At 64.8% G+C, this 24,319-nt stretch carries 25 protein-coding genes; 19 read left to right on the top strand and 6 right to left on the bottom strand.

Annotated features, from left to right (window positions below; translation table 11 throughout):
- Positions 1-14 precede the first annotated feature (14 nt).
- Genes rnd through ABIB24_RS24495 form a run of 3 tightly spaced genes read left to right on the top strand, consistent with a single transcriptional unit; the run spans position 15 to position 2,373 of the window.
- A complete protein-coding gene (gene rnd, locus ABIB24_RS24505; RefSeq protein WP_075046034.1) occupies positions 15-1,148 on the top strand; it encodes a ribonuclease D in 1,134 nt (377 codons plus the stop codon).
- On the top strand, positions 1,145-1,438 hold the full coding sequence (locus tag ABIB24_RS24500; RefSeq protein WP_015271354.1) for a YcgL domain-containing protein: 294 nt from the start codon (positions 1,145-1,147) through the stop codon (positions 1,436-1,438). The genes rnd and ABIB24_RS24500 overlap by 4 nt, the downstream gene beginning before the upstream one ends.
- A 2-nt stretch (positions 1,439-1,440) precedes the next feature.
- Entirely contained in the window at positions 1,441-2,373 is a 933-nt protein-coding gene (locus ABIB24_RS24495; protein ID WP_137164632.1) for a D-2-hydroxyacid dehydrogenase, read from the top strand.
- 114 nt (positions 2,374-2,487) lie between these two features.
- On the opposite strand, the gene ABIB24_RS24490 is transcribed toward ABIB24_RS24495, so the two are convergent.
- Positions 2,488-3,081 (bottom strand): nitroreductase family protein, encoded by a 594-nt coding sequence (locus tag ABIB24_RS24490; RefSeq protein WP_075046033.1) that lies wholly within the window; start codon positions 3,079-3,081, stop codon positions 2,488-2,490.
- Positions 3,082-3,225: 144 nt separating this feature from the next.
- Here ABIB24_RS24490 and ABIB24_RS24485 point away from each other — a divergent pair, with 144 nt between their 5' ends.
- Both ABIB24_RS24485 and ABIB24_RS24480 read left to right on the top strand, forming a co-directional pair.
- The gene (locus ABIB24_RS24485) at positions 3,226-3,675 is read left to right on the top strand and encodes a YcgN family cysteine cluster protein (protein ID WP_025340222.1); all 450 of its coding nucleotides are present in this window, start codon (positions 3,226-3,228) and stop codon (positions 3,673-3,675) included.
- Between the two features lie 41 nt (positions 3,676-3,716).
- Positions 3,717-4,925, top strand: a complete 1,209-nt coding sequence (locus ABIB24_RS24480; RefSeq protein ID WP_137164631.1) for a hypothetical protein — start codon at positions 3,717-3,719, stop codon at positions 4,923-4,925.
- A 240-nt stretch (positions 4,926-5,165) separates the two neighbouring features.
- Here ABIB24_RS24480 and ABIB24_RS24475 read toward each other — a convergent pair whose 3' ends face one another.
- Positions 5,166-5,507: a YgaP-like transmembrane domain gene (locus ABIB24_RS24475; RefSeq protein WP_196178893.1), complete on the bottom strand. Its 342-nt coding sequence runs from the start codon at positions 5,505-5,507 to the stop codon at positions 5,166-5,168.
- A gap of 273 nt (positions 5,508-5,780) precedes the next feature.
- Here ABIB24_RS24475 and gabP point away from each other — a divergent pair, with 273 nt between their 5' ends.
- From gabP to ABIB24_RS24445, 6 genes are all read left to right on the top strand, one after another.
- Positions 5,781-7,178 (top strand): GABA permease, encoded by a 1,398-nt coding sequence (gene gabP / locus ABIB24_RS24470; RefSeq protein ID WP_354317413.1) that lies wholly within the window; start codon positions 5,781-5,783, stop codon positions 7,176-7,178.
- 379 nt (positions 7,179-7,557) lie between these two features.
- Entirely contained in the window at positions 7,558-8,274 is a 717-nt protein-coding gene (locus tag ABIB24_RS24465; RefSeq protein ID WP_075046029.1) for a GntR family transcriptional regulator, read from the top strand.
- A gap of 61 nt (positions 8,275-8,335) precedes the next feature.
- Complete coding sequence (locus ABIB24_RS24460) at positions 8,336-9,655, top strand: NAD(P)/FAD-dependent oxidoreductase (protein ID WP_274079730.1); 1,320 nt, start codon at positions 8,336-8,338, stop codon at positions 9,653-9,655.
- A 182-nt stretch (positions 9,656-9,837) separates the two neighbouring features.
- A complete protein-coding gene (locus ABIB24_RS24455; RefSeq protein ID WP_075046027.1) occupies positions 9,838-11,166 on the top strand; it encodes an MFS transporter in 1,329 nt (442 codons plus the stop codon).
- Positions 11,167-11,240: 74 nt separating this feature from the next.
- The gene (locus ABIB24_RS24450) at positions 11,241-12,143 is read left to right on the top strand and encodes a dihydrodipicolinate synthase family protein (RefSeq protein WP_025340215.1); all 903 of its coding nucleotides are present in this window, start codon (positions 11,241-11,243) and stop codon (positions 12,141-12,143) included.
- A 2-nt stretch (positions 12,144-12,145) separates the two neighbouring features.
- Positions 12,146-13,636 carry an aldehyde dehydrogenase gene (locus tag ABIB24_RS24445; RefSeq protein ID WP_025340214.1) on the top strand — a complete coding sequence of 497 codons (1,491 nt, stop codon included), beginning with the start codon at positions 12,146-12,148 and terminating at the stop codon, positions 13,634-13,636.
- Between the two features lie 168 nt (positions 13,637-13,804).
- Here the strand turns inward: ABIB24_RS24445 and ABIB24_RS24440 are convergent, their stop codons facing one another.
- Positions 13,805-14,275 carry an RNA methyltransferase gene (locus ABIB24_RS24440; RefSeq protein WP_025340213.1) on the bottom strand — a complete coding sequence of 157 codons (471 nt, stop codon included), beginning with the start codon at positions 14,273-14,275 and terminating at the stop codon, positions 13,805-13,807.
- 72 nt (positions 14,276-14,347) lie between these two features.
- Positions 14,348-14,719: a YajD family HNH nuclease gene (locus tag ABIB24_RS24435; RefSeq protein WP_003259546.1), complete on the bottom strand. Its 372-nt coding sequence runs from the start codon at positions 14,717-14,719 to the stop codon at positions 14,348-14,350.
- 131 nt (positions 14,720-14,850) lie between these two features.
- Here ABIB24_RS24435 and ABIB24_RS24430 point away from each other — a divergent pair, with 131 nt between their 5' ends.
- Positions 14,851-15,129: a hypothetical protein gene (locus tag ABIB24_RS24430; protein ID WP_137164629.1), complete on the top strand. Its 279-nt coding sequence runs from the start codon at positions 14,851-14,853 to the stop codon at positions 15,127-15,129.
- 158 nt (positions 15,130-15,287) lie between these two features.
- Here ABIB24_RS24430 and ABIB24_RS24425 read toward each other — a convergent pair whose 3' ends face one another.
- The gene (locus ABIB24_RS24425; protein ID WP_075046023.1) at positions 15,288-17,330 is read right to left on the bottom strand and encodes a S9 family peptidase; all 2,043 of its coding nucleotides are present in this window, start codon (positions 17,328-17,330) and stop codon (positions 15,288-15,290) included.
- Between the two features lie 246 nt (positions 17,331-17,576).
- Between ABIB24_RS24425 and ABIB24_RS24420 the strand changes: the two genes are divergently transcribed.
- Genes ABIB24_RS24420 through ABIB24_RS24410 form a run of 3 tightly spaced genes read left to right on the top strand, consistent with a single transcriptional unit; the run spans position 17,577 to position 19,402 of the window.
- Positions 17,577-18,083 carry a hypothetical protein gene (locus ABIB24_RS24420; RefSeq protein ID WP_025340210.1) on the top strand — a complete coding sequence of 169 codons (507 nt, stop codon included), beginning with the start codon at positions 17,577-17,579 and terminating at the stop codon, positions 18,081-18,083.
- A 14-nt stretch (positions 18,084-18,097) separates the two neighbouring features.
- Positions 18,098-18,871 carry a class II glutamine amidotransferase gene (locus ABIB24_RS24415; RefSeq protein ID WP_013973756.1) on the top strand — a complete coding sequence of 258 codons (774 nt, stop codon included), beginning with the start codon at positions 18,098-18,100 and terminating at the stop codon, positions 18,869-18,871.
- 9 nt (positions 18,872-18,880) lie between these two features.
- Positions 18,881-19,402 (top strand): DUF2937 family protein, encoded by a 522-nt coding sequence (locus ABIB24_RS24410; RefSeq protein ID WP_137164628.1) that lies wholly within the window; start codon positions 18,881-18,883, stop codon positions 19,400-19,402.
- A gap of 199 nt (positions 19,403-19,601) precedes the next feature.
- On the opposite strand, the gene ABIB24_RS24405 is transcribed toward ABIB24_RS24410, so the two are convergent.
- Positions 19,602-20,513 carry a LysR family transcriptional regulator gene (locus tag ABIB24_RS24405; protein WP_274079911.1) on the bottom strand — a complete coding sequence of 304 codons (912 nt, stop codon included), beginning with the start codon at positions 20,511-20,513 and terminating at the stop codon, positions 19,602-19,604.
- Between the two features lie 129 nt (positions 20,514-20,642).
- Here ABIB24_RS24405 and ABIB24_RS24400 point away from each other — a divergent pair, with 129 nt between their 5' ends.
- From ABIB24_RS24400 to ABIB24_RS24385, 4 genes are read left to right on the top strand one after another with little or no spacing between them, the layout of a single operon-like run.
- Entirely contained in the window at positions 20,643-21,929 is a 1,287-nt protein-coding gene (locus tag ABIB24_RS24400) for an MFS transporter (protein ID WP_013973753.1), read from the top strand.
- A 9-nt stretch (positions 21,930-21,938) separates the two neighbouring features.
- Positions 21,939-22,718 (top strand): 5-oxoprolinase subunit PxpA, encoded by a 780-nt coding sequence (locus ABIB24_RS24395; RefSeq protein ID WP_085665286.1) that lies wholly within the window; start codon positions 21,939-21,941, stop codon positions 22,716-22,718.
- A complete protein-coding gene (pxpB, locus tag ABIB24_RS24390; protein WP_137164626.1) occupies positions 22,715-23,401 on the top strand; it encodes a 5-oxoprolinase subunit PxpB in 687 nt (228 codons plus the stop codon). Before ABIB24_RS24395 ends, pxpB begins: the two co-directional genes overlap by 4 nt.
- On the top strand, positions 23,398-24,315 hold the full coding sequence (locus ABIB24_RS24385) for a 5-oxoprolinase subunit C family protein (protein ID WP_137164625.1): 918 nt from the start codon (positions 23,398-23,400) through the stop codon (positions 24,313-24,315). The genes pxpB and ABIB24_RS24385 overlap by 4 nt, the downstream gene beginning before the upstream one ends.
- Positions 24,316-24,319 lie beyond the last annotated feature (4 nt).

The raw sequence follows: 24,319 nt of genomic DNA, 5'->3' as shown, positions 1-24,319 counted from the left end.
AGTGGGAGAGCCTCGTGGCCATCGAAATACACTGGATCCGTGACGACCAGAGCCTGGCCGAACACTGCCGCGACTGGCATCAGCTGCCCTTTGTCGCCGTCGACACCGAATTCATGCGGGTCGACACCTTCTACCCGAAAGCCGGGCTGATCCAGATCGGCGATGGTCAGCGTGCCTTCCTGATCGACCCGTTGCTGATCGGCAACTGGCAACCGCTGGCCGAACTGCTGGATGACAGCGGCGTGGTCAAGGTGCTGCACGCCTGCAGCGAAGACCTCGAAGTGCTGCTGCGCCTGACCGGCAAGCTGCCACAGCCGCTGTTCGACACCCAACTGGCCGCCGGCTACCTGAACCTGGGCTTCTCCATGGGCTATTCGCGCCTGGTGCAGGAAGTGCTGGGGATCGACCTGCCCAAGGGCGAAACCCGCTCCGACTGGCTGCAGCGCCCGCTCTCGGAAACCCAGGTCAGCTATGCCGCCGAGGATGCCGTGCACCTGGCCGAGCTGTTCACCGTGTTACGCCCGCGCCTGAGTGACGACAAGTACGCCTGGGTGCTGGAGGACGGCGCCGAGCTGGTGGCTGCATTGCGCCGCGAAGTCGAGCCCGAAAGCCTGTACCGCGACGTCAAGCTGGCCTGGAAGCTGGCTCCCCAGCAACTGGCAGTGCTGCGTGAGCTGTGCGCCTGGCGCGAGCGTGAAGCGCGCAACCGCGACGTGCCGCGCAACCGCATTCTCAAGGAGCACTCGCTGTGGCCCATGGCCAAGAGCCAGCCGAACAACCTGTCGGCACTGGCCAAGATCGACGAGATGCATCCGCGCACCATTCGTCAGGACGGTGAGTTCCTCATCCAGCTGATCAAGCGTGCCGCCAGCCTGCCAGCCGAGCAATGGCCACAGGCCTTGCCCGAGCCTTTGCCGATCGAGGCCAGCGGCATCCTCAAGCAGCTGCGTGCCATCGGCCAGGCCGAAGGTGAGCGCCTGGGCATTGCCCCCGAGCTGATGCTGCGCAAGAAAGCCCTGGAAGCGCTGCTCAAGAGCGGCTACCCCAATGGCCCCTATCAATTGCCCGATTCGCTGCGCGGCTGGCGCCGTGAGCGCATGGGCCAGGCCCTGCTGGACAGCCTGGCAGGCGCCGGAGAGACCCGATGAAACGCATTTGCTCTATCTACAAGAGCCCCCGCAAGAACGAAATGTACCTGTACGTGCTCAAGGCCGACGGCCTGGAGCGCGTGCCCGAAGGCCTGCTGCCGTTCTTCGGCACCCCCGTGCACGCCTTCGACCTGGTGCTTACCCCCGAGCGCAAGCTGGCCCGCGAGGATATCGCCAAGGTGCTGGAAAACCTCGACAACCAGGGTTACCACCTGCAGATGCCGCCGCCGGAAGACGACTACATCGAGCATCTGCCCGAAGAGTTGCTGCGCCGTAACGACCCTGCCTGATCATGCGAGTATTGATTGCTGAGCATGATCATGCTCGATACGCCGAGATTTTGCGTGCAGCCGCGCCAGAGCTGGAGATCCTGACCAGCGGCGACTCCGCCGAACTGGCCGGCCAGGCGCCACAGTGCCCGGTGTGGCTGGGCCAGCCGGACCTGCTGGCAAGCCTGCTGCGTCAGGGCCACAAGCCGGCCTGGATGCAGTCCACCTGGGCCGGTATCACCCCGCTGCTGGCCGAGGGCCTGCCGCGCGACTATCGCCTGACCCGCGCCGTGGGCATCTTTGGCCAGGTGATGGCTGAGTACATGCTCACCTACATGCTCGGCCATGAGCGCGAGGTGCTGTCGCGCCTGGTCAGCCAGGTCGAGCGGCGTTGGGACGACCGCCCGGGGCGTACCCTGGAAGGGCGCAAGGTGCTGATCGTCGGCACTGGCGACATTGGCCAGCGGGTGGCCGAGTTCCTGCAGGCGTTTGGCGTGGTGCTGTATGGCGTTGCCAGCAGCGCCCGCGAGCAGGCGCCGTTCGTCGAGGTAGCGGCGCTGGCCGACCTGCCGCGCATGGTTGGCCAGGTCGACTACGTGCTCAACCTGCTGCCGGATACCCCGGCCACCCACGACCTGTATGACGCGGCACTGTTCAAGTGCTTCCAGCCCACGGCGCTGTTCATCAATGCCGGGCGTGGGGCGGCGGTGGTCGACGCTGACCTGGTCGAGGCGCTGAAGGAAGGGCACCTGGCGGGGGCGGTGATCGATGTCTGCCGGCAGGAGCCGTTGCCCAGGCAACACCCGTTCTGGACGGCGTGGGGCTTGCTGCTGACCGGGCACAGCTCGGCGCCCACCTCGCCGGCGGCGATGGTGCGGTTGTTTGTCGAGAATGTGCGGGCGTATGAGGCGGGGCAGGGGTTGCGAGGTGAAGTGGACTTCGCCCGGGGCTATTGATTTTATAGTGCCTGTACCGGCCTCTTCGCAGCACAAGGCTGCTCCTACAGGTTTTTCACTTTGCTGTAGGAGCAGCCTTGTGCTGCGAAGAGGCCGGTACAGCCAATGCAAGGCTTACAGGCTGAAATCACCCTCGGCAGCCAGCTCGCTCAGTGGCTTGCGCGGGCTCGGTACTTCACGCGCCTGCAGGGCTTCGTCCAGGCTGGCCTTGTCACCCAGCTTGCCAATCGCCACCATGGCATGCAGCACGTAGCCTTCCGGAACCTTCAACTCCTGACGCGCCAGTTCCTGGTCGAAGCCGGCCATGCCATGGGTGTGCCAGCCGCTGATGCTGGCTTGCAGGGCCAGGTGCCCCCAGGCGGAACCTGTGTCGAAGGTGTGCCACAGCGCCGGCTTTTCTTCAGTGGCGCCGGGTGCCGCGAAGGTGGTCTTGGAAATGACCAGCACCAGCGCCGAAGCCTGTTGCGCCCAGCTGCGGTTGAACGGCACCAGCAGGTTCAGGTAGCGCTCCCAGTTCGGCGTGTCGCGGCGGGCATACAGGAAGCGCCAAGGCTGCGAGTTGTACGCCGACGGTGCCCAGCGTGCGGCTTCGAGGAAGCTCAGCAGGGTTTCTTCGCTGATCGGCTCGGCGGTGAAGGCACGTGGCGACCAGCGGTTGATGAATTGCTCGTTGATGGCGTAATCGGCAATGCGGGGGGTGGCGCTCATGGCGGCTCCTGCAAAAGGACGGGAAACGCGCACGCTACTGCGTCGCGTCGCGACTGACAAGCGGTCTGGCTTTGCCGAAGGCCAGGCTCTAGACTGGCGCCGCCGCGCGCCGTGGCCCCAAGATGAATGCAGGAAACCCGTGTCATGATCGCTGAAAACGCGCCGTTCTGGCGGCGCAAGACCCTCGAACAACTCAGCCCGCAAGAGTGGGAGTCGCTGTGCGACGGCTGCGGCCTGTGCTGCCTGCAAAAGCTCGAGGACGAAGACGACAACAGCGTCTATTACACGCGCATCGCCTGCAAACTGCTGGATCTGCACACCTGCCAGTGCAGCGATTACCCCAACCGCTTCGCCCAGGTACCTGACTGCATCCAGCTCACCCCGGGCAAGGCCGACCAGTTCAAGTGGTTGCCGAGCACCTGCGGCTACCGCCTGGTCAGTGAGGGCAAGGACCTGCCGGCCTGGCACCACCTGGTCTGCGGCGATCGCCAGCAGGTCCATGAACAGCGCATTTCCCAGTCGGGGCGCATGCTCAGTGAACACGATGTGCACGAAGACGACTGGGAAGACCACCTGATCTTCCGCGCCAGCTGACCGGCGCGGCCCGCTGCCACGGGGAAACAAGGAGTTTCTGTATGCGTTGCCAGCTGTTGTTGCTGTTTGGCCTGATGGCCAGTTCGCCGGCCTGGGCGAAAAAGGTCGACCTCGACTACCAGGTGCGCCTGTTGCCGGCCAGTGGCCAGGCGGAGGTCCGCCTCACCTTGGCCGAAGGCAGTGCCGTGCGCAGCCTGGACTTCGACCTGGGCAAGGCCGGGGCCTACAGCGGCTTCCAGGCTGATGGCCGATGGCAACTGCAGGGCCAGCGCGGCGTGTGGCAACCGGCGGCCGGCAAGACCAGCCTCAGCTACCGCGTGCAGCTGGACCAGAAACGCGGCAGCGGCGCCTATTCGTCGCGCATCACCCCGCATTGGGCGCTGTTCCTCGGCGACCAGCTGGTACCGCCTGCGCGCCTCGACCAGCAGGATGGCACCGAGCTGGTGGCGCGGCTGGCGTTCGACCTGCCCGAAGGCTGGAAGAGCATCGAGACTTCCTGGCCGCGCATCGGCAAGGACAAGTTCCGCATCGACAACGTTTCGCGCCTGTTCGACCGCCCCACCGGCTGGATGCTCGCCGGCGACTTGGGTAGCCGCCGCGCCCGCCTGGGCGAAACCGACGTCACCGTGGCCGCACCGGTGGGGCAGGGTATGCGGCGCATGGACAACCTGACCTTGCTGACCTTTGTCTGGCCGCAATTGCAGGCGGTGTTCCCGCGCAACCCGCCGAAGCTGCTGTTGGTCGGTGCCCGCGACGGCATGTGGCGCGGGGCGATGGCCGCGCAGGGCTCGTTGTACCTGCACAGTGCCCGGCCTATGGTCAGCGAGAACGGCAGCAGCCCGTTGCTGCGCGAAGTGGTGCAACTGTTTGCGCAGATCCATGGGCGTGACGGCAGTGACTGGCTGGTGGAAAGCCTGACCGACTACTACGCCAGCGAGTTGCTGCGCCGCTCGGGCGGGGTGAGTGACGACCGTTACCAGGCCTGGCAGGCGCGCCTGAGCAAGCAGGGCGCCAAGGTCACCCGGCTCAAGGGCGAGCATGCCACCCCGGCGCAAGTGGCGCGGGGGGTGATGTTGCTGCAGGCGCTGGACAAGGAAATCCGCATCCATACCCAGGCCAAACGCTCGCTGGACGATGTGGCGCGCGGGCTGATGCGCCTGCCCAGCGTCAGCACCGAAGACTTCATACAGATCAGCGAGAACGTGCTGGGGCGGCGCTCCGAGGTGTTGCAGAGCAAGGCGTTGCGCTGAGCACCTCTTTCGCCCGTACCGGCCTCTTCGCGGGTGAACCCGCTCCCACAGGTTTCTCGTTGCCCTGTAGGAGCAGCCTTGTGCTGCGAAGAGGCAATTACAGCCGCAGACCCTCTTTGATCATACTGGCCCTTTCGCAGCACAAGGCTGCTCCTACAGGTAATGTACTGCCCTCAAGACGGCGCCGTCCCTGTGGGAGCGGGTTCACCCGCGAAGAGGCCGGCACAGGCAGTGCAAAACTCAACTGCCAGCCAACGGATCCTTCCCGGTCACCGTCACCCCCTGCGTCGCCGCGTCGGCACTGGCCCTCAACGCCTCCAGCTCTGCCGCACTGCGCTCGATGTCCGCACGCAACCGCTGGTATTCCTGGCGATGCCGCTGCCACCAGGCCTTGGTCGAACAATGCCCGCTGACCCCGCGGGCCACCGCCAAACCTCCCACCACCATCTGCAGCAAGCCGACCAGGCCGCCATGGCGCATCCCCTTGGTGAACATCAGCGCCCCCCCGGCCAGCGAGCTGACCCGTTCCAGCCCATGAACATTGTGCTGCGACGATGCCGTCGCGGAATGGATATCGAGCATGGCATGGCCTCCTCGTGAAGTGTAAGCAGCTGACCCGCTGGCCGCCGTCATCGTTCACTCGGTATGCCGAACGACATCCCCTGTCGCATAGAAGGCTCTGCCATGCGCCTTTCAAAGGAGCCGATGTCACTTATGGTCAAGTCCGTGGCGGATCCAGGCAACTTGACCGCCCCCTCGCTGGCGTACCGTGACCGGGCGCGAAGCTCATCCACGCTGGGTTTCGATCCAGGAGCTTCACGTCCCCCCACAAAGAAAACAAAAGCAGGGATCAGGATGACAATGACAAGCGCGAGTGGCGCCAGCAATCAGCTGGCGCAAGGCTTCAAGCAACGCCATGTGACCATGCTCTCCATCGCCGGGGTGATCGGTGCCGGGTTGTTCATCGGCTCCGGGCACGCCATTGCGGCGGCCGGCCCTTCAGCCATCGTCGCCTATGCACTGGCCGGCGCGCTGGTGGTGCTGGTGATGCGCATGCTCGGGGAAATGGCCGTCGCCAGCCCCGATACCGGCTCGTTCTCCACCTACGCAGACCGCGCCATCGGCCGCTGGGCCGGCTTTACCATCGGCTGGCTGTACTGGTGGTTCTGGGTGCTGGTGATTCCCATCGAAGCCATTGCCGCCGGCGTGGTGCTCAACAACTGGTTCCCGCACATCGATGCCTGGTTCTTCGCCCTGAGCATGACCGTGCTGCTGACCGCCACCAACCTGTTCAGCGTGGCCAAGTACGGCGAGTTCGAGTTCTGGTTCGCCATGCTCAAGGTCATCGCCATCGTCGCCTTCATCGCCCTCGGCGCCGCAGCCCTGGCCGGCGTATTGCCGGGGCGTGAAGTCAGTGGCCTGCCACTTCTGCTGGAGCAGCAGGGCGGCTTCATGCCCAATGGCTGGACCGCGATCATCGGCGCCTTGCTGACCACCATGTTCAGCTACCTGGGCACCGAAGCGGTCACCATCGCCGCCTCCGAATCGAAAGACCCGGCGCGCAACATCGCCAAGGCCACCCGTTCGGTGATCTGGCGCATCAGCGTGTTCTACCTGCTGTCGATCTTCGTGATCATCTCTGTGGTGGCGTGGAACGACCCGCTGCTGCCGGTACAAGGTTCGTACCAGCGAGCGCTGGAAGTCATGAACATTCCTTACGCCAAGCAGCTGGTGGACATCGTGGTACTGGTGGCGGTGGCCAGTTGCCTGAACTCGTCGATCTACATTTCGTCGCGGATGCTCTACTCGCTGAGCAAGCGCGGTGATGCGCCAGGCTTCATCCAGCGCACCTCGAAGGTGGGCGTACCACGTGCGGCGGTGATCGGCAGCACGCTGATCGGCATGCTGGCGACGATCGTCAACTACTTTGCCCCGGCCGAGGTGTTTGCCTTCCTGCTGGCCAGTTCCGGGTCGATCGCGTTGCTGGTGTACCTGGCGATTGCCTTCTCGCAACTGCGCATGCGCGCCATCCTGCAGCGGCAGAATGTCGAGATTGCCTTCCGCATGTGGCTGTACCCATGGCTGACCTATGCAGTGATCGGTTTCATCATCTTTGCCCTCGGCACCATGTTCGTCATGCCCAAGCACCGCATGGAGGTATCGCTGACCCTGGCGCTGGCCCTGGTGATCCTGGTGCTGGGGGTGATTACCAGCAAGCGGCATGCGCGGCGGGAGGCCTTGGCAACCGCGTGAAGGGATTTGTATGAATGGAAGAGAGCCACCTGCCTGCAGGTGGCTTTTTTGTTTGTGCCGGCCCTTTCGCGGGTAAACCCGCTCCCACAGGGGTACCACTGTGCTCAGGTCCTGTGGTGATCCTGTGGGAGCGGGTTTACCCGCGAAAGGGCCGGCAAATTTTGCCCATTTGTCTGATCTGGATAATTTTCTGCCCGGTTTGGCAATGCAGCCCCAAGGGGTGTTTAATCTCACCCCTGAACCCGCTGGACCCCCTGAAAACAAAGGCCCAGACAGATTTCACCGTTCATCGAAAATGCTGTAGACATATTGTCTAACAGTGCCCTATAGTCGTTATACAAATAGTAGACACAGCTCTATGACAACAAAGAAGGCCGCCATGAAAGCCACCGTCCAACCACTCAGTGCAGAAGTGCCGCAGGACCGCAAGGCCGTCCTTGCCGAAGCGCTGCGCCGCCGGATCCTCAGCATGGAACTGGCCCCGGGCGCGGTGGTGGATGAACTGGCCCTGTGCGACGAGTTCGGCCTGTCGCGCCCGCCAGTGCGTGAGCTGCTGCGCCAGATCGCCGCCGAAGGCTACATCGAACTGGAAGCCAACCGCGCGCCACGTGTCGCTGCCATGAACCACGAGTCGCTGCACAGCTTCTTCGTCGCCGCCCCGCTGATCTACATCGCCACCACCCAGCTGGCCGCCACCTATGCCAGCGCCGCCGAGATCGAAGTGCTCAAAGGTATCCAGGCCCTGTTCCGCCAGGCCATCGAAGAGCGCGACGTGGAAAACCGTGTGCTCTACAACGACGCCTTCCACCTGGAAATCGGCAAGATGGCGCACAACGACTACCTGCTGCCAAGCCTGCGTCGCCTGCTGATCGACCACACCCGGCTGGGCAAGATTTTCTACCGCCACCCGACCACCGATGACATGCAGCACGACCTCGAGATCGCCTGCGAGCAGCACGAGCAGATGATCCAGGCCATCGAGCGCCGCGACCCGCAAGCTGCCGGCCAGCTGGTGCGCGAGCACTTCGAGCTGTCGCGCCGGCGCATGGCCGAGTACGCCGCGCCGCAAGGGCTGGATGTACCGATTCAGATATGAGTTACCAAGGTCAGGCAACTGGCGCTGACCACCCGTCGACAACAAGAACCAGGTTAGTGACATGACAAGAATTAGTTCGTTACCTGCCGATGATGCCACCTGTGGCTGGTATCACCTGAGCAAGCCCCGCACGCCAAGGCCGGCCCACAGTGGCCACAGCCAGGCGCGCTGGGTGGTGGTCGGCGCCGGTTTCACCGGCCTGGCTGCCGCACGGCAGCTGGCAACGAACTTCCCGGACGACGAGATCGTGCTGATCGAGGCCCAGGAGGTCGGCTTTGGCACCTCCGGGCGCAACGCCGGCTTTGCCATCGACCTGCCGCACGACATCGGCGCCGAGGACTACATCGGCGACATCGACATCGCCAAGACCATCCTCAAGCTCAACCTGGGTGGCCAGTCCTACATCAAGGAGCTGATCGAGCGCTACGATATCGAGTGCCAGTTCCGCCACTGCGGCAAGTACCAGGCGGCCGTCGAAGACCGCGGCATCGCCGTGCTGGATGCCTACCGCCGCGGCCTGGACAAGCTCGGCCAGCCCTACGAAGTGATCGAAGGCCGCGACCTGCCCGAGCACATCGGCACGCATTTCTACCGCAAGGGCCTGTTCACCCCCGGCACCGCCCTGCTGCAGCCGTCGGCGCTGGTCAAAGGCCTGGCCGACAGCCTGCCGTCCAACGTTTCGCTGTATGAACGCACGCCCATCACCGAGGTCGACTACGGCGACAAGGTAGTGCTGCGTCATGCCAACGGTTCGATCACCGCCGACAAGCTGGTGCTCACCACCAACGCCTTCGGCATGAGCTTCGGCTTCCTCAAGGGCCGCATGCTGCCGGTGTTCACCTACGGCAGCATCACCCGCCCGCTGACCGAGGAAGAGCAGGCGCGCCTGGGCGGCAAACCCTACTGGGGCGTGATCCCGGCCGACCCGTTCGGCACCACCATGCGCCGCACCGTCGACAACCGCCTGCTGATCCGCAACAGCTTCAGCTACAACCCCGACGGGCGCAGCAACCGCAAGTACCTGGACCGCTTCGTCCAGCGCCACCGCGAATCGTTCGCCCGGCGTTTCCCGATGCTGCCCGGGGTGAACTTCGAATATACCTGGGGCGGTGCACTGGCACTGTCGCGCAACCACATGGGGTTCTTTGGCAAGTTGGCGCCCAATGTTGTCGGCGCACTGTGCTGCAACGGCCTGGGTGTTACCCGTGGCACTGTCACCGGCAAGTTGCTGGCCGACTGGCTGGCCGGCGACAAGAACGAACTGATCGAGTTCTTGCTCAACGCTCCCGGGCCTTGTGCAAACCCGCCGCAGCCCTTGGTTTCCCTGGGCTTGAACGCCAACCTGATGTGGGGGCAGTTCCGCGCTGGCAAAGAAAGCTGACCGCTGACGGCGTTGCAACTTTGAACACTTGATGCCGGTGGCGATTTAGCCGGCACGGGCACCCTTTGCCCGAAATTGATGATCGGCCAACAGGCCGGTCACCCGGGGCTGAACGCTGTTTTCAGTTTCGCGGGCACGCTCGCCTTGAATATGTGCATGTAACAGAAGTGGCAGGAACAACAATGACAAGTCCAAATGTTTCGATTGAAGATGTACCGATCAACAACTTTCACCAGTTGCTGACCCTGCGTTCCGGTGGCGGCTCGTTCGTCGATGGCTATGTATTGAGCATCATCGGCGTTGCCATGGTGCAGATGTCGGCAGGCCTCAACCTGACCAGTTTCTGGCAGGGCATGATCGCCGCTTCGGCGCTGATCGGCATTTTCTTCGGTGGCTTCTTCGGCGGCTGGTTGACCGACCGCTTCGGCCGCAAGCGCGTGTTCTTCGTCGGCCCGACCCTGTTCATCCTGGCCTCGATCGCGCAGTTCTGGGTGGAATCGGCGATGGTCCTGTTCCTGCTGCGCTTCGCCATCGGCATCGCGGTGGGCATCGAATACCCGGTGGCCACCTCGCTGCTGGTGGAGTTCCTGCCCAAGAAGAACCGTGGCCCACGCCTGGCCACCCTGACCGTGCTGTGGTTCGCCGGTGCCGCCTGCGCCTACATGGTCGGTGAAGCGATCCTGCGCCACGGTGGCGACGATGCCTGGCGCCTGGTGCTGGCCAGTGCCTCGGTGATCGGCGCGCTGCTGTTCGCGATCCGTATAGGCACCCCCGAATCGCCGCGCTGGCTGATCAGCAAAGGCCGTTCGGCCGAAGCCGAGCAGGTGATCAAGCGCGTCTACGGCAGAGATTTCTCGCTGAAGAACCTGCCGGAAGAGCCCAAGACCCGCAAGCTGTCGTTCTTCAGCCTGCTGCACTCCGGCTATGGCAAGCGCATGCTGTTCGTCACCATGTTCTGGACCTGCTCGGTGATCCCGGTGTTCGCCGTCTACGCCTTCGCTCCGAAAGTGTTGGGTGCACTGAACCTGAAAGGGGACTGGGCCGCCATCGGCTCGGTCGCCATCACCTGCCTGTTCGTGGTCGGTTGCATCATCGGCACCCGTCTGCTGAACACCATTGGCCGCCGCACCACGCTGCTGCACAGCTTCTTCTGGTCGGGGCTGGCGTTGCTGGGCCTGGGCGCTTTCAGCAACGGCAACGAGATGCTGATCCTCGCCCTGTTCGGCGCCTACGCTCTGTTTATCGGTGGCGCCCAGGTGTTGCAGCTGGTGTACCCCAACGAACTGTTCCCTACCGAAATCCGTGCCGGTGCCGTTGGCGTGGGCACCTCGATGTCGCGGGTCGGTGCTGCGGTCGGCACTTGGCTGGTGCCCATCGCCCTCGATAGCTATGGCATCGGCGCCACCATGTATGCCGCCGCCGCGGTGACCTTCGTCGGCCTGGCGTTCTCCGTTGCCCTGGCCCCGGAAACCCGCTCGCTCAACCTGCAACAAGCGGCTTCGCTGAGCTGAATTCATGACGACCCGCCGCAGCGTCGATCCGCTGCGGCCTTTACAACACTGAGCAACGCACTGGAGAACCTACCGTGAAATTCGAAGGCATCTACACCCCGGCAATCACTCCGCTGGCTGCGGACGGCTCGATCGACAAGGCGGCGTTCGCCGAGGTCCTCGAATACCTGGTCGAGTCGAAAATCCACGGCGTCATCATTGGTGGCTCCACCGGCGAGTACTACGCCCACACCACCCAGGAGCGCATCGACCTGGCCGCCCAGGCCAAGGACGTGCTGGCCGGCCGCCTGCCACTGATCGTCGGCACCGGTGGCATCCGCACCGAAGACGCTGTGGCTTTCGCCCAGCACGCCAAGGAAATCAAGGCCGATGCACTGCTGGTGGGCACCCCGCCGTACGCACTGCCGACCCAGCAGGAAATCGCCCTGCACGTCAAAGCTGTCGACGCTGCCGCCGGCCTGCCGATCATGCTCTACAACTACCCGGGCCGCATGAGCGTGAGCATGGGCGAAGAGTTCTTCGACGCCGTGGCCGACGTGAAGAACATCGTCGCCATCAAGGAAAGCTCCGGTGACATGGGCCAGTTGCACCGCCTGGCTATCCAGCGCCCGAACATCCAGCTGTCGTGCGGCTGGGACGACCAGGCCCTGGAGTTCTTTGCCTGGGGTGCCAAGAGCTGGGTCTGCGCCGGCTCCAACTTCATCCCGCGCGAGCACGTGGCCCTGTACGAGGCCTGTGTGATCGAGAAGGACTTCGACAAAGGCCGCAAGATCATGGGCGCCATGATGCCGCTGATGGACTTCCTCGAAGGCGGCAAGTTCGTCCAGTCGATCAAGTACGGCTGCGCCCTCAATGGCCTGAGCACCGGTGGCGTACGCAAGCCGCTGTATGACCTGGATGCGGCCGAGAAGCAGGAACTGCAGCGCGTGGTCACTGAACTCAAGCGCAACATCGCACAGATCACCGGAGGTGCTTGAAAATGGCCGATTTGCTGAGCAAGGAACAATACGCGGCCCTCGCCGCCGAACTGCAACTGCGTACCCAGGCGTTCATCGACGGTGAGTTCCGCGATGCCATCTCGGGCAACACCTTCGTCACCACCAACCCGGCCACCGGCAAGCAGCTGGCCGAAGTCGCCGCCTGCGATGTCAACGACGTGAACGTGGCCGTGGCCGCCGCCAAGCGCGTGTTCGAACAGGGCACCTGGTCGAAGATGCAGCCGAACGACCGCAAGCACGTGCTGCTGAAGTTCGCCCAGCTGCTGGAAGACAACGCCCATGAACTGGCCGTGCTGGAAGCGCTGGACAGCGGCAAGCCGGTCAGCGAGTGCCAGAACGTCGACGTGCCGGAAACCATCCACACCATCCGCTGGCACGCCGAGCTGATCGACAAGATCTACGACGCCACGGCCCCGACCGGCAATGCCGCCGTGACCATGGTGGTGCGCGAGGCCATCGGCGTGGTCGGCCTGGTACTGCCGTGGAACTTCCCGCTGCTGATGCTGGCCTGGAAGATTGCCCCGTCGCTGGCCGCCGGTTGCTCGATCGTGGTCAAGCCAGCCAAGGAAACCACCCTCAGCGCCCTGCGCGTGGCCGAACTGGCCCATGAGGCGGGTATTCCTGCAGGCGTGTTCAATCTGGTACCTGGCGGTGGCCGTGAAGTGGGCGAGGCCATTGGCCGCCACATGGACATCCCGATGGTCAGCTTCACCGGCTCCACCGACACCGGCCGCCTGTTCCTGAAGTACGCCGCCGAGTCCAACCTCAAGCGCATCGTCCTGGAGCTGGGTGGCAAGAACCCGGCCGTGGTCATGAACGACTGCGAGGACCTGGACGAAGTGGCCCAGTTCGTCACCGCCGGTGCGTTCTGGAACATGGGCGAAAACTGCTCCGCTTCTTCGCGCCTGATCGTGCACAAGGACGTGAAGGACCAGCTGCTGGGCCTGATCGCCAAGCACCTGAAGGACTGGAAGCTGGGCGACCCGCTGGACCCGGACAACCGCCTGGGCGCCATGGTCAGCAAGTCGCACTTCGAGAAGGTCAAGTCGTACCTGGAATACGCCGCCGAGCACAAGCTCAGTATCGTCCAGGGTGGCGAGACCGAGGACGGCGTGTTCGTGCAGCCGACCATCGTCGACAACGTTGGCCGCGACAACAAGCTGTTCGTCGAGGAAATCTTCGGCCCGGTGCTGAGCGTGACCAGCTTCGAGACCATCGACGAGGCGATCGAGCTGGCCAACGACACCGTCTACGGCCTGGCGGCCTCGGCCTACACCGGCAGCCTGCGCAATGCGCTGCGCCTGTCGCGTGAAATCCGCGCGGGCGTGGTTACGGTCAACTGCTTCGGCGAAGGGGATGTCACCACGCCGTTCGGTGGCTACAAGGAGTCCGGCTTCGGTGGGCGCGACAAGTCCATCTGGGCCCATGACCAGTATACGGAGCTGAAGACCATCTGGATCAACGCTTCGTGACCTGAGCAAGACCGGTGCTGTTCTGACGGAGTTCGGCACCTGGCCGCCCTGTGTTGTCAGTGCCGGCCTCTTCGCGGGTAAACCCGCTCCCACAGCGAATGCACAGTCTGTGGGAGCGGGTTTACCCGCGAAAGGGCCGGTCCTGCTGCCGCAGTGGCGGCTTTTTTATTACTTGAACTTGGGCCCCGAACGGGTATTCAGCCCCTTGGCCATGCGGTCATACAGCACCACATTCACCGTCGCTGCCAGGTTCATGCAGCCCTCGGTCGGAATGTAGATGGTCTCTTCGCACCACGCCCGCACATCGGCACTGAGGCTGCCGTCTTCCGGCCCGAAGATGTAGATGGCCCGGTCCGGGTGGGTGTATTCCGGCAATGGCCGCGCGCCTTCCACCAATTCCACAGCCACCGGCGTGCAGCCCAGCGGGATGATGCGCTGCAGGTCGTCGATGCCGATCAGCGGGATGTCGTAGTGCACGCGCTTGGTGTCGGTGACGAAGTCACGGGCACGCTCGTAGCGTTTGCCGGTGTAGAACACCGAATTGACGCCGTAGCAACCCGCGGCGCGCATCACCGAGCCGACGTTTTCTGCCGACTTGGGGTTGAACAGGCCGATGCAGCTGTATCGTTTGTTTGCCACGTACCGGGGCCCTTCGCGAAAAAAAGCGCGATTATACGGGCTGCCCGGTAGCAGCGGGGGGCGAATCGATGGTCAGTCTTTCTTCAGCATGCCCGCCAGCCCGGCGAACGGGTTGTGGGTGGCCTTGGCGATGCTCGGGGTGCTGGTGGAGCCTTCGCTGAAGTACTGCTGGTCGGTGTAGCGCGAGTGCTCGTTGTCGTGGCAGTACAGGCACAGCAGCTCCCAGTTGGAGCCGTCCTGCGGGTTGTTGTCGTGGTTGTGGTCGCGGTGGTGCACGGTCAGCTCGCTCAGGCGCTTGCCGGAGAACTCGCGGGCGCAGCGGCCGCAGACGTGCGGGTACATTTTCAGGGCCTTGTCGCGGTAACCCATTTCCTTGTCGCGCTTGGCATCGGCCAGGATGCGGTCCAGGCGCGCGGTGGCGGCGGCGGAAGAGGTGGAGCTCATGGTGTTTCCTTTGTTCTGATCAGGCAAATGACGGTTATGCATTGAGTCTAGCGCGCTTGCGGGGCAGGCGGACAGGCGAAAGCCGTGATTTAGGCGTAGCCTGTAGGAAGGTTCCCGACAGGAGGTTGCTGATGTTTCGCGCGATCCTCGTTGTGCTGTTGTTCGCCGGCCTGCCCATGGCCGAAGCTGCCAGCACGCCACCCCGGTTGAGCACGCCGGTGCCCGGTGCACCGGGTACCCCTACGCCTACGCCATATCCGCAGATTACCCCGAGTACGCCGCCCAAAGCCTATGACAGCCGCCCGGGGGCGCCCCTGTTGCCGCCGATGCCGGTGCCCGGGCCGCCGAAGGACCAGCCATTGCCGGGGTTGCGCCAGGACCCGCCGAAGCCGGCGGTGCAGGATGATTGACTTAGAGGGCCGTGTTGGCTTTGGGATTTTGGGGCTGCTTTGCAGCCCATCGCGACACAAGGCCGCTCCTACAGGGATCGCGCAGGATTCAGGACATGCGCGATCCCTGTGGGAGCGGCCTTGTGTCGCGAAAGGGGCGCAAAGCGCCCCCGGCTCTCTCAAGCCAGACCTAGCTCACCAAACACGAACGCGTACTCAAGGGCCACATCCTTGAGCCCCTGATACCGCCCGCTCATCCCGCCATGCCCAGCCCCCATCTCGGTCTTGAGCAGCAGCAGGTTGTCGTCGGTCTTGTGCGTACGCAGCCGCGCCACCCACTTGGCCGCTTCCCAGTACTGCACGCGGCTGTCGTTGTAGCCCGCCACCACCAGCATCGCCGGGTAGGCCTGTGCCTTCACGTTCTCGTACGGTGCGTAGGCCTTGATCCGCTCATACACCTCCGGTTCCTCAGGGTTGCCCCATTCGTCGTACTCGGTCACGGTCAGCGGCAGCTCGGGGTCGAGCATGGTGTTGAGCACGTCGACGAACGGCACTTCGGCAATCGCACAGCGGAACAGCTCGGGGCGCAGGTTGAGCACCGCGCCCATCAGCAGGCCACCGGCGCTGCCGCCACTGATGGCCAGGCGGTCGGCAGCCGTGACACCCTCGGCGATCAGGTGCTCGGCACAGGCGATGAAGTCGCTGAAGGTGTTGTGCTTGTGCTCCTGCTTGCCGGCGCGGTACCAGGCTTCGCCCAGTTCGCCGCCGCCACGCACATGGGCGATGGCAAAGGCCACGCCGCGCTCCAGCAGGCTCAGGCGCGCGTGCGAGAACCACGGGTCGAGGCTTTCGCCATAGGCGCCGTAGCCATACAGGTACAGCGGCACGGTCTGGCCCAGGTCCTGGCGGCGGCGCACCAGGCTGATCGGCACCCGGGTGCCGTCCGCTGCGGTAGCCCACAGGCGCTCGCTGACATAGTCGTCGGCATCGAACGGCCCCAGCACCGGGGTTTGCTTGAGCACCGCCTGGGCACCGCTGGCCAGCTCCAGCTGGCGTACCTGGGCCGGGCGGTTGAGTGCTTCGTAGCGCAGGCGCAGGCGTGGGCTGGCGAACTCCAGGCTGTCCTGCACGTACAGGCTGTAGGCCGCGTCGGGCAGTTCGACGCGGTAGGCCGCCAGGCCCTGCGGGCGTACCTCGATGATCGGCAGGCCGCCTTCGCGCAGGCTCAGGGTCAGCGCGCCGGCATTCAGGCTGAGGCCTTCGAGCATGATCGCGTCGCGGTGCGCTACCAGCACCTGCCATTGCTCACGGCTGGGCACCGGTGCGACCGGGGCGTGGTACAAGGCGAAGTTGATGCCGTCCTGGTTGGTGCGGATGAACCAGCGCCACTGGCCGTCGAGCTGGCCGTGGTCGGGGAAGTACTCGTGGCCTTCGACCCGTGGCGCCAGGCAGGTGAACGGTGCCTGCGGGGTTTCCGCGTCCAGTACCCAGGCTTCGCTGGTGGTCTTGCTGTTGAGCAGCAGCACCAGCTGGCGTTCGGAGCTGGTGCGGTAGCAGTGCAGGAAGAAGCGCCCGTCGGGCTCCTCGAACACGGTCTGCGCGCCTTCGTTGCCCAGGGTGTGGCGACGCAGGCGCCACGGGCGGTGGGTGTCGTCCAGTTCGGCGAAGAACAGCGTCTGGCTGTCGTTGGCCCAGGTCAGGCTGCCGTCGCAGTCGTCGAAGGGCAGGGTAGTGACGCTGCCACTGGCCAGGTCCTTCACGTACAGGGTGAAGATTTCGTCGCCGCTGGTGTCCAGGCTGTAGGCCAGCAGGCGGTGGTCGGGGCTGACGTTGAACGCGCCGAGGGACAGGAAGCCGCCATTGGCCAGGGCGTTGGGGTCGAGCAGTAGTTGCTCCTGGCTTTCATCGACCGTGTTGGAGTCGTCGGCCGGGCGCGGGCAGCGGTAGTGGCGCGGGTACTCGTCGCCTGCGGTGGTACGGGTGTAGTACAGGTAGGGGCCCCAGGGCGCCGGCAGCGACAGGTCGGTTTCCAGGATGCGGCCCTTGATCTCTTCGAACAGTTGTTCACGCAGCGGCGCCTGGTCGGCCAGGCAGGCTTCCTGGTAGGCGTTCTCGGCCTGCAGGTAGGCAAGCACCTCGGGGGTGTCACGCTGTTGCAGCCAGGCGTACGGGTCGCTGGCCTGGGCCTGGTGGGCAATCGGGGGTTGGGGCTTGGTTGGCATTGAGGATCTCTTGATTGGGGTTGCCTGTGCCGGCCTCTTCGCGGGCTTGCCCGCTCCCACAGGGACCGCACAGCTTTCAAGAACTGTGGTGTTCCTGTGAGAGCCACAGGCACTGCACAGTTTCAAGATCTGTGGTGATCCTGTGGGAGCGGGTTTACCCGCGAAGAGGCCGGTACAGGCAAACGCTGTCTGCGCCCGGAAAAGTGTTTATCATAGGCATCTCTTTGCCTGGCTTGCACGAACACCATGACCGAGAACGACTACACCCTCGCCTGGGGCCTTTACGCCGTTGCCGCCCTGGGCTGCCTGATGGTGGGCTTCAAGCTCACCGGCTGGATGTGGCGCTGGCTGCGCGAACCGCTACGGGTGGTGCTGGCGGTGCTGCTGCTGACCCCGACCATCGTCGACCCGGTCAAGGACAGTTTTGCCCCGGCCATTGCCATCACCGCCCTGGATGTCGCCTTCAAGGTCGGCAACAACGCCTGGCGCGCGGTATCCGACTTCGCCATGTACGGCATGGGCGCGTTTTCCCTGTATTTCCTTTTCGTACTGCTGCGCTTGCCGCTGGAAAAGCGCGCCCGCGAGCGCCGCGCGCAGGCCGAGGCCGCTGCCCAGCGCCAGGCTGCCGAAGATGACCAGCTTGGCGCCCAGGGCCCGCTGGCCGCAGAGCGCCGCGACCGTTACCGTGATGCGCCACCCCCTGCCGCCCCAGCCGTCTCCCGAGGCGGCGGCCGGGTCGAGCCCCGTCTGTAAGCGGAGACACGCCTATGTGCGAACTGCTGGGCATGAGTGCCAACGTCCCCACCGACATCGTCTTCAGCTTCACCGGCCTGATGCAGCGCGGCGGCCGTACCGGCCCGCACCGTGACGGCTGGGGCATCGGCTTCTACGAAGGCCGTGGCCTGCGCCTGTTCCAGGACCCGGCCGCGAGCAGCGAGTCGGAAGTGGCCAACCTGGTGCAGCGTTACCCGATCAAGAGCGAAGTGGTCATCGGCCACATCCGCCAGGCCAACGTGGGCAAGGTGTGCCTGTCCAACACCCACCCGTTCGTGCGGGAGATGTGGGGCCGCAACTGGTGCTTCGCGCACAATGGCCAGCTGGGCGACTTCAAGGGCCAGGCCAGTTTCTACCGGCCGGTGGGCGATACCGACAGCGAGGCGGCCTTCTGCGACCTGCTCAACCGCATCCGCAGCGCCTTCCCCGAGCCCGTGCCGGTGGAACAGCTGCTGCCGGTGCTGGTCGAAGCCTGTGCCGGCTACCGCGGCCAGGGCGTGTTCAACTGCATGCTTAGCGACGGCGACTGGCTGTTCTGCTTCTGTTCGACCAAGCTGGTGCACATTACCCGCCGGGCACCTTTTGGTGCGGCGCGGTTGAAGGATGTCGACCTGATCGTCGATTTTCACACCGAAACCACCCCTAACGACGTGGTCACGGTGATCGCCACCGAGGCCTTGACCGAGAACGAGACCTGGCAGCGCTATGAGCCGGGTCAGTGGGCCCTGTGGCGGCACGGCGAGTGCGTGGCGCACGGCCAAAGCTAAGGACGCGGCATGTTCAGAAGTTACCTGCGGTTGCTGTTGTTTACCTTCGGCCTGCTGGCCGGTATCCAGGTCCCGGGGCTGGTGAAGGACTACAGCCAACGGGTCGAGGCGCACCTGTTCGAATCACGCGAGGCGCTCGACGGCTTCCGGCAGACCGCCGAACGCTTCTTCAATGGTGACCTGCAGGCGCTGCTGCGGCATTACCGCAGCAGCGACGACCCGGTGTTCAACAGTGATGCCAACAGCATCGAAAGCCTGATGATCCGCAACGAACTGCTGGAAAACGAATGGCAGGCGCTGCAAGCGCCATGGGCGCAGCGTACCTGGCACGTGCTGGTACAGGCCGACCCGCAGTTGCGCGAAGAAACCCTCAATGGCTACAGCTACCAGATCCTGCTGGTGCCCGAGGCGATTGGCTGGGGGCTTGGTGCAGGGTTTGTGCTGGCCTTCGTGGTCGAGAGCCTGTTGCTGGCGATTGGCTGGGTGATCCTGGGCGGGCGGCGTGGGGCGGTGAAAGAGAGCTGGCGCTGAGCTGATTCGATTTGCCCGAGCGACGCGGTCCTTGTAGGAGCGGCCTTGTGTCGCGAAATGGCCGCAAAGCGGCCACAGGGTTCTGCAGCGCTGCACTAATTGCTGGGGCTGCTCTGCAGCCCTTTCGCGACACAAGGCCGCTCCTACAGGGGCTGCGCCAGTCGTTCAAAAGTGAGTCAGCAGGTGAAAAGGTATTCAGTCAGACCAACACGATCCGCTGCCCACCCACATCCCGCGCATACCTCTCCAGCACCTGCCGGCAAACCCCGACCACTTCATCCACCAACGCCACCCCGGTCTGCCAGGCCACCACCAGCTCCAGGCTCGGCGGCGGTTGCAGCCCCTGCAGTAATACCAGTTCACCCCGGCTCAACTCGGCATCCACCAGCGCCGGCGGCAACGCACCAATGCCAAACCCGTCGCGCAACAGCCGGGTAATCGCCGCCACCGAGTTCACGCAGTTCAGCCGCGGCGTTTCGGCCCCGGTACTCAGCAGCAGGCTCAGCACTTCCTGGTGCGGCCGCGAGTTCTTCGAGAAGGTGATGATGCGCTCACGCCCAAGCTCGGCCAGTGAGGCGTAGTCGCGGTGCTGGTGCGAGCCGGCGGCCACCACCCAACCCATCGGGTAGCGCGCCAGGTCCAGGCTGCGGATCGACTGCTCGCGCAGCAGGTCGGTCTGCAGGATCACGTCGAGAAAGCCCTTCTGCAATTGCTCGCGAAGGTTCAGTGCAGTGTCGGCCACCAGTTCGATTTCCACCTGCGGGTAACGCTCGGTCAGCTCCGCCACCAGCGCGCTCATCCAGGTGTGGATCACCGTGTCCATCACCCCGATACGGATGCGCCCGACCTTGGCCCGGTCGCTGTCCAGCGACTGCTTCATGGCCTTGGCGGTTTCCAGCATGCGCTCGGCATATTCCAGTACCTTGCCGCCCTCCGGGGTCAGGCTGACGCCGCGTGAGTCGCGCAGCAGCAGCTTCACGCCCAGGTCGGCCTCCAGCGCGGCAATGCGGCTGGACACCGAGGCCTGGGTGGTGAACAGCTTTTCCGCGGTCAGGCGGAAGCTCTTGAGCCGGGCGACCCAGACGAAGGTTTCGAGGAAGCGAAGGTTCATGATCAGTTTTTCTTGTTCCAGACCGGCGGTTTTTCTCGTTGGACGCAAATGGCGCGGCCTCTGAACAATGGCAGCCAGGCCGCGACCCCATTGTCGCCCATAAAACAATACCAACAAGCCGAGGCAAGCATGAACCCCACCGGCGTGCAGCAGCAGGTCAGTTCCCCATCTTCGTCCGGGCCTTTCGCCTGGTATCGCGACATCGACTCACAGCAGCGCCGGACGTTCTGGAGCTGCAAGATCGGCTACGGCCTGGATGGCATGGACACACAGATGCTCAGCTTCGTCATTCCGACGCTGATCATGCTGTGGGGCATCACCACCACCGAAGCCGGGTTGATCCACACCAGCACCTTGATCGCCTCGGCCGTGGGTGGCTGGGTGGCCGGCATTCTCTCCGACCGCATTGGCCGCGTGCGCACCCTGCAACTGACGGTGCTGTGGTTTGCCTTCTTCACCTTCCTCTGCGGCTTCGCCCAGAACTACGAACAGCTGCTGATCGCCCGTACCCTGATGGGCTTCGGCTTTGGCGGTGAGTGGACCGCCGGTGCGGTGCTGATTGGCGAGGTGATCCGCGCCCAGGACCGTGGCAAGGCGGTGGGCATGGTGCAGTCCGGCTGGGCCCTTGGCTGGGGCCTCACCGCCATCCTCTACGCGCTGCTGTTCTCCTGGCTGCCGGCAGAGCAGGCCTGGCGTGCGCTGTTCCTGCTGGGCCTGGTACCGGCGATCTTCGTGATCTTCGTCCGCCGCCTGGTCAAGGACCCCGAGGTATACCGCGAGGCCAAGGCGGTGGAAAACGCCGAGGCACCTGCGCAGTTCTACGAGATCTTCGCCCCGGGCATGCTCTGGACCACCGTGCGTGCGTCCCTGCTGACCACCGGCGCGCTGGGCGGCTACTACGCCATTACCTCGTGGCTGCCGACCTTCCTCAAGAACGAGCGCGGCCTGAGCGTGCTGGGCACCGGTGGCTACCTGGCCATGGTGATCGTCGGCTCCTACGTCGGCTATGTGGTCAGTGCGTACCTGTCCGACCTGCTGGGGCGCAAGAAGAACTTCATCCTGTTCGCCGTGGGCTCGTTCGTCATCGTGCTGCTGTACACGCAAATGCAGGTCAGCGACGGCGTGATGCTGTGGCTGGGCTTCCCGCTGGGCTTCTTCGCCTCGGGCATCTTCAGCGGCATGGGCGCGTTCCTCACCGAACTGTTCCCCACGCGTATCCGCGGTTCGGGGCAGGGCTTCTGCTACAACATCGGCAAGGTTATCGCGGCACTGTTCCCGCTGCTGATCGGCGTGCTCGGCCAGAAGGTACCGCTGGGCCTGGGTATCGGCGTGTTCTCCGCCGTGTCCTACGGGGTGGTGATCGTGGCGGCGCTGAGCCTGCCGGAAACCCGCGGCAAACAGCTGCAGGCGCGTTAAGGTAGGCATATGAACAACGACAACGGAGGCCGTGCGGTGGAACGCCTGCTACTCAATTGCGACATGGGCGAGAGTTTCGGCAGCTGGCGCATGGGCCTGGATGCCGAAGTCATGCCCTACATCGATTGCGCCAACATCGCCTGCGGCTACCACGCCGGCGACCCCAGCATCATGCGCCGCACCGTGGCCCTGGCGCTGGAGCACGGCGTGACCATCGGCGCGCACCCGGCCTACCCGGACCTGGTCGGCTTCGGCCGCCGCTCCATGGCCTGCAGCCCGGAGGAAATCCGCGACCTGCTGCATTACCAGATCGGTGCGCTGGACGGCATCTGCAAAGTGTTGGGCGGCCGCGTGGCCTACGTGAAACCCCATGGCGCGCTGTACAACGACATGATGGCCGACCCGCTCAAGCTGCGTACCGTACTGGAGGCAGTGGCGGCCTATGGCGGCGGCCTGCCGCTGATGCTGATGGCCACCGCCGACAACCGCGCCGCCCAGGCCCTGGGTGATGAGATTGGCGTGCCGCTGTGGTTCGAAGCATTCGCCGACCGCGCCTACACCGCCAGTGGGCACCTGGTGTCGCGGCGCCTGCCCGGCGCGGTGCACCACGACCCGGCGCTGGTGGTGGAGCAGGCCGTGCGCCTGGCCCGTGGCGACACGCTGGTGGCGGACGATGGCAGTGCGTTGAGGCTGGCGGCCAGCACCCTGTGCGTACACGGCGACAACGACAGTTCGGTTGCGGCAGTGCGGCAGATTCGCCAGGCCCTCGATGCCCTGGAGTCGCGATGAAGCCGCGTATTGAAGTTGTGGCCATCGACAGCCTGATGGTGCGCCTGTTTGATTCGATCGACGAGGGCAACATGCCGTGGATGCTTGCCGCCAGCCAGCGCCTGCGTGCAGCGTTCGGCGAGCACTTGCTGGACCTGGTGCCGTCCTACACCACGCTGATGGTGCAGTTCGACCTGCCACCGGGTGAGGCGAGGGCACTGATCATCCGTGCGCTGGAGGGCTTGCAGCCAGACACGGGCAGCGGTGGCCGCCGCCATGAGATCCCGGTGTGGTACGACGCCAGCGTCGGCCCGGAGCTGCCGGTGTTGGCGGCCCGCAGTGGCTTGAGTGAAGCAGAGGTGATCCGTTTGCACAGCGAGCGCGAGTACCCGGTGTTCGCCCTGGGTTTCGCCCCCGGTTTCGGCTTCATGGGCCTGGTGGACGAACGCCTGGCCAGCCCGCGCCTTAGCACCCCGCGCAAGCGCGTGGCGGCCGGCAGCGTCGGCATTGCCGAGCGCCAGACGGCGGCCTATCCGGCGGTATCGCCGGGGGGCTGGAACCTGATCGGGCGTACCCCGGTGCGCCTGTTCGACCGTGAACGCGAGGGCTACAGCCTGTTGCAACCCGGTGACCGGGTGCGCTTCGTGCCGGTTTCGCGCAGCGAGTTCGTGGTGTTGGGCGGTGATGTGGAGGCACAAGCATGAAGCAGTTGAAGATCGAGGCCAGTACGCCGCTGTGCCAGTTGCAGGATGCCGGGCGCTTCGGCGTACGCCACCTGGGCGTGACCCAGGGCGGGGCGCTGGACTGGGTGGCGATGCACTGGGCCAACTGGCTGCTGGGCAACCCGTTGGCGGCGCCGGTGGTCGAGGTGGCGCTAGGTGGTTTCTGTGTGGTCGCAGAGCAGGATTGTGTGCTGGCCCTGGCCGGTGCCGACCTGGATGCGCGGGTCGATGATCAGCCGCTGGCGCCCTGGCGCAGCTTTGCGTTGGTCAAGGGGCAGCGGTTGACCCTGAAGCAGCCGAAGCAGGGCGTGCGGGCCTACCTGGCAGCACCTGGCGGCTTCCTGGGCGAGGATGTGCTGGGCAGCCGTGCCACGGTCGTGCGGGAGGAACTGGGCGGTATCGATGGCCAGGGCTCTGCGCTCGGCAAAGGCCAGCTGCTGGCATTTTCCAGCGCTTCAGCGGCCTTGCGTGAGGTACCGGCAGCGCTGCGGCCACAGTACGCACAAAAGCCTGTGCTTGACCTGGTGATCGGCGCACAGATCGGTGACTTCAGCGGTACCAGCCTGTTCGAGGCGTTCAACCGCGAGTGGACGCTGGACAGCCGTGCCGACCGCATGGGCATCCGCCTGCTGGGGCCGCAGTTGGTCTACCAGGGCGCACCGATGATTTCCGAGGGGATTCCGCTGGGGGCGGTGCAGGTGCCGCCGGATGGGCAGCCGATCGTGTTGCTCAATGACCGGCAGACCATTGGCGGCTATCCGCGGCTGGGGGCATTGACGCCGTTGGCGCTGGCGCAACTGGCGCAGTGCATGCCGGGGGCGGTGGTGCGGTTCCGGGCGGTGGTGCAGGATGAGGCGTGGCGGGAGCAGCAGGCTTACGGTGCGCGTTGGCATTGAGATT

Origin of the sequence: Pseudomonas sp. UYEF17 (assembly GCF_040546125.1) — a bacterium.
Classification (GTDB): Bacteria; Pseudomonadota; Gammaproteobacteria; order Pseudomonadales; family Pseudomonadaceae; genus Aquipseudomonas; species Aquipseudomonas putida_Z.
This window is presented reverse-complemented; position numbering and strand designations above follow the sequence as displayed.